This is a genomic window from Corallococcus sp. AB049A (assembly GCF_003668885.1).
GTDB lineage: Bacteria > Myxococcota > Myxococcia > Myxococcales > Myxococcaceae > Corallococcus > Corallococcus interemptor.
Window position 1 is genome coordinate 1 of record NZ_RAWL01000621.1, and the last position, 3,710, is coordinate 3,710.

General features: G+C 69.2%; 4 protein-coding genes and 1 pseudogene. All 5 read right to left on the reverse strand.

The window, feature by feature from the left end:
- Positions 1 to 1,031, reverse strand: a pseudogene (locus tag D7X55_RS37270) (hypothetical protein); the annotation flags it as partial.
- A gap of 115 nt (positions 1,032 to 1,146) precedes the next feature.
- A complete protein-coding gene (locus D7X55_RS37275; RefSeq protein ID WP_120553101.1) occupies positions 1,147 to 1,968 on the reverse strand; it encodes a type III secretion protein in 822 nt (273 codons plus the stop codon).
- A gap of 107 nt (positions 1,969 to 2,075) precedes the next feature.
- Positions 2,076 to 2,495: a hypothetical protein gene (locus D7X55_RS37280; protein WP_014398428.1), complete on the reverse strand. Its 420-nt coding sequence runs from the start codon at positions 2,493 to 2,495 to the stop codon at positions 2,076 to 2,078.
- A 22-nt stretch (positions 2,496 to 2,517) separates the two neighbouring features.
- Positions 2,518 to 3,354, reverse strand: a complete 837-nt coding sequence (locus D7X55_RS37285; protein ID WP_120553102.1) for a sigma-70 family RNA polymerase sigma factor — start codon at positions 3,352 to 3,354, stop codon at positions 2,518 to 2,520.
- A 9-nt stretch (positions 3,355 to 3,363) separates the two neighbouring features.
- Positions 3,364 to 3,708 carry a hypothetical protein gene (locus D7X55_RS37290; RefSeq protein WP_121725514.1) on the reverse strand — a complete coding sequence of 115 codons (345 nt, stop codon included), beginning with the start codon at positions 3,706 to 3,708 and terminating at the stop codon, positions 3,364 to 3,366.
- Between the last annotated feature and the right edge of the window lie 2 nt (positions 3,709 to 3,710).

Here is a 3,710-nt window from a genome sequence, read left to right on the forward strand (position 1 = left end):
GGCCGGGCTGCCGGGGCCGCCGCGGCGGGCTTGCGCGCTCCCGGCGGAGGCGGCAGCACTGCGGAGGGGCGCGGCGGCGGCGCGGTCAGCCGCACGGGCCGCTCGATGAGGCCGCGCACGGCCAGCCGCTCCAGGTCCATGACGATGTCGGTGCGTCCGCCGTCGCCCCGGGCCGTCGGCCGCGAGCGCTCCTCGCGCACCCACTTCGCCACCAGGTGGCCGAACTCACCGCGGTGCTTCTCCAGCATGCGCGCGGCGAACTCCGGGGACTGCGCCACGCACGCGCGCGCCAGCCGCTGCACGCCCGCGCTGCGGATGGCGCCGGCCAGCCGGCTGAAGCCGTCGTGCAGGTTGAGCTGCGCGCGCGCGTCCTCCTCCGGCAGCTTGCGCGGCGCATTGGCCGCCACGGACTTGCTCGCGAGCTGGAGCAGATCCGGAGGCAGCGACTCCATCAAACCGTTGAGCTCTTCTTCCGGAAGCCCCGCGAGCGCGGGCCCCAGCACGCGCGCGCCCAGGCGGTCACTCACCGTGAGCAGCTCACGCGTCTGGAGGTTGAGCACGTCCGCGAACTTGAAGCCCGCGGACTGGCCGGCGGCCTCGCGCGACAGCGCCTCCTCCAGCTTCCAGCGGATGATGTCCAGGATCTGCGGGCGCACCTCACGGGTGAGCTTCACGCGCGAGGGAGGCAGGTGGCCGCGCACCGCCTCCGCCATGTTGCCGGGCAGCGCGCGCAGGGTGACCTCCACCAGGGCGCCGCGCTCGCGCTGCAGCAGCGCCGCCAGCCGCTCCGGATCCGCGGTCCACAGCTGGCCGCGCCGGTCCTTCATCAGGCGCTTGAGCTCCTGCACCACCGCGGGCAGGCGCTTCTCTCGCGGAATCTGGAGGATCTCCTGCGCGCGGTGGCGCAGGAGCGCGCCTTCCTCGTCCGGCAGGTGCTCCAGCGCCGACATGCTCTCCTGGCCACCGAAGGTGACCGCGGTGAGCAGCATCATCGTCTGGCGCTTGCTGAGCGAGGTGAAGAAGGAATCCAACGGTCACCTCGCGGGCCCCCAGGTGGCCCGCTGAAGATTGAAGACGGTGTCCCCGGCCTGGAGGACAGAGTCCCGCGGACCACCCCAGGAGGGCCGCGGGGAGCGACGAGCAGGACTACCCCTCGCGACCGCCGCGCGCACGCGCGGGACGGGCCGCCGCGGCGGGGGCACCGCCACCGGAGCCGCCGCGCATGAAGGTCCACGCGGTGACGCCCATCATGGCCAGGATGAGCGCGAACGCGCCGCCGAGGATCATCTTGAAGGTGCTGGCGCTGGCGGCCGTCATGCGCACGCCGAGCACGTCCTGCAGGCGGTTGGTCTCCGTGGTCTCCGCCGTGGGGGCCATGGCCTCCGTCATCAGCACGGTGACGGCCTCCGGCTTGAGCTCCGCCACGGAGCTGGCGACGAACTGCTTCACCGCGTCCACCGAGACAGGGGGCTTGCCGCCCTCGACCGCGCGGTACTTGATGAACACGGAGGCCGACGGCATCGGCTTGTTCTCCGGCTGCGACAGGTCGTTGTTCTCCGGCACCATCACGATGGCGCGCGCTTCCAGCACGCCGTCGATCTGGTTGAGCGCGTTGGAGACCTCACCCGCCATGGCCTTGAGGAGCATGGCGCGCTCCTCCGTGGCGGTGGGCACCATGCTGCCCTTGGCGAAGTGGGACAGGCCCTTCTCCACCGGACGCGGCAGCGAGTTGCGCTTCAGGAGCTCCGCGGCCTGCGCGGCGTCGCCCTTGGGGACGACGATGGTGAAGCGCACTTCGTTGCCACCCTCCGCCTTCTCCTTCGTGGCTTTGATGCCGTTCTTGCTGAGCAGGACGTAGATTTCGTTGGCGTCCGCCTCCGTCAGCTCGTGCTGCAGCTCGATGGTGCAGCCGGTGAGGAACAGCAGGGCGAGGAGCGGGGCGGCGAAGACGGGCGTTCGGCGAGTCATGGGCGCGCTTAGCTTAACAGGGCCCTTGCAAAACGCGGAAGGGCGCCCCCTCCCGACGTTGGGAGGGACCGCCCTTCACATGCCGCCATGGCCCGGCGGGTGGGACTTCAGACCTGCGTCTTGACGACGTCCTTCAGGCCGCTGGTGGCCTTCTCGACGACCTTCGACGTGAGGTCCAACTCCTGCGAGTACTTGTACATGGACGCCTGGAGGCCAAGCAGCTCGGCGTTGGACATGTTCTTGCCGGAGGAGGCCTCCTTGATGAGCTTGTCCATGCTGACCTGACCCTTCTCCAGACCGGAGACGAGGTCGGAGACCATGCCGCCCGACTTGGTCGTCTTCGAGGCTTCGGCCTTCGCGTCCACGGGCTCGGCGCCCTTGGCGGTGGCGGGCTGCTGGGCGGCGCCGCTCACCTTGTTCAGGTTGGCCTTCTCCGCCTTGTTGACGGTCTCCACCTGGCGGACGGTGTCCACCTTCTGGGTGGCCTGCGCGGCCTGGGCCTTGTTCACGTTCTGGGCGGCGTCCACCTGGCCGGCGCCCTGCGCCTTGTCAGCGAGAACTCCGTCGAACTTCGACGCGCCCGTCTTCTGAGTCTGCTGCGCGCCCTGGTCCTGCAGCTTTTGCTGCGCTACCTGTCCCGCGGAGATGCCGCTCATCGGAGCCGCCATGTGACACCCTCCTTGCATCCGTCGAGGGGGGAGGGAGTTCCTCCTCCTCGTTCAAGAGTTCCTTGAGCCGGTCAATGGCGCGCGCATGAAGCCGCGACGCCCAGCTCTTCGACTGCCCGATCTCCGCCCCTGCTTCTTCCAGCGTACGTCCCTGGAAGTAATAGCCCTGCAGGAGCTTGCGCTCTTTCTCCGGAAGCTTCTCGATGGCCGAGCGCACCCGGTTCTTCAACTGCTCCATCTCCAGGCGCTGATCCGCCGGGAGCGATTCATCCACGTAGCCCGCCGCCTCCGCCCCTTCCGCCCCCGCCGCGAACACCGCCGCGAGGCCCGCCACGGCATCCGAGATGTCTCCAATATCATCGTCAAATGACGACCCGCGGTTGCTTGCGCCCTGCTCGCGGTCCGCCAGATTTCCCAGATACGCCGTCGCGCGCTCGCCTTGATAGGCGGTGCGGGCGTCGGAGCCGCGCAGGACGCCCATCTTCCTCAAGCCGTCGAAGATGGCGCCCTTGATGCGGTAGTGGGCAAAGGTAAGGAAGTTGGCGCCGACCTTGGGGTCGAAGCGCTCGGCGGCTTCCAGGAGGCCGATCTGCCCATAGGCCAGCAGTTCATCCAGCTCCAGCTGGGCATTGAACTGCTTGCGCACGGTGGCCGCGAGCGACCGCACGTACGGGCCGTACTTCTCCAGGATGACCTTCCTGTCTTCACCCAGAGGCAAGCGGCGCGCTCACTCGGCCTTGGACCACAGCCGCTCGAGAACCTGGTTCAGCCGGGGATCATCCTGCAGCGCCCCGGCGATGCGGCCCGTGAGGGCAGCGGACTTCATGTTCAGCTTCTCCTGGAGGACTTCCGCGACCAGGGCCTTCGTCGCCTCCTCCTTGCTCTTGAAGCCCCCGTTCTTCAGCCGCTTGGCGATGGCGAGCGCCTGCGCCGCGATCGGATCCGTGGCCTGGGGGCCCTGGACGTTGCTGGAGCCTACCAGACCCGAAGGCCCGACGAGCGATTCCGTGCGATCCACCTTGCCGCCAAAGGACGCGCCAGAGGCACCCGACGGACCGGACGCCCCCTTCACGC

What these genes read in the sequence shown, in the direction of transcription:
- D7X55_RS37275 (WP_120553101.1), bottom strand. Translation starts at nt 1,968, where the DNA reads ATGACTCGCCGAACGCCCGTCTTCGCCGCCCCGCTCCTCGCCCTGCTG.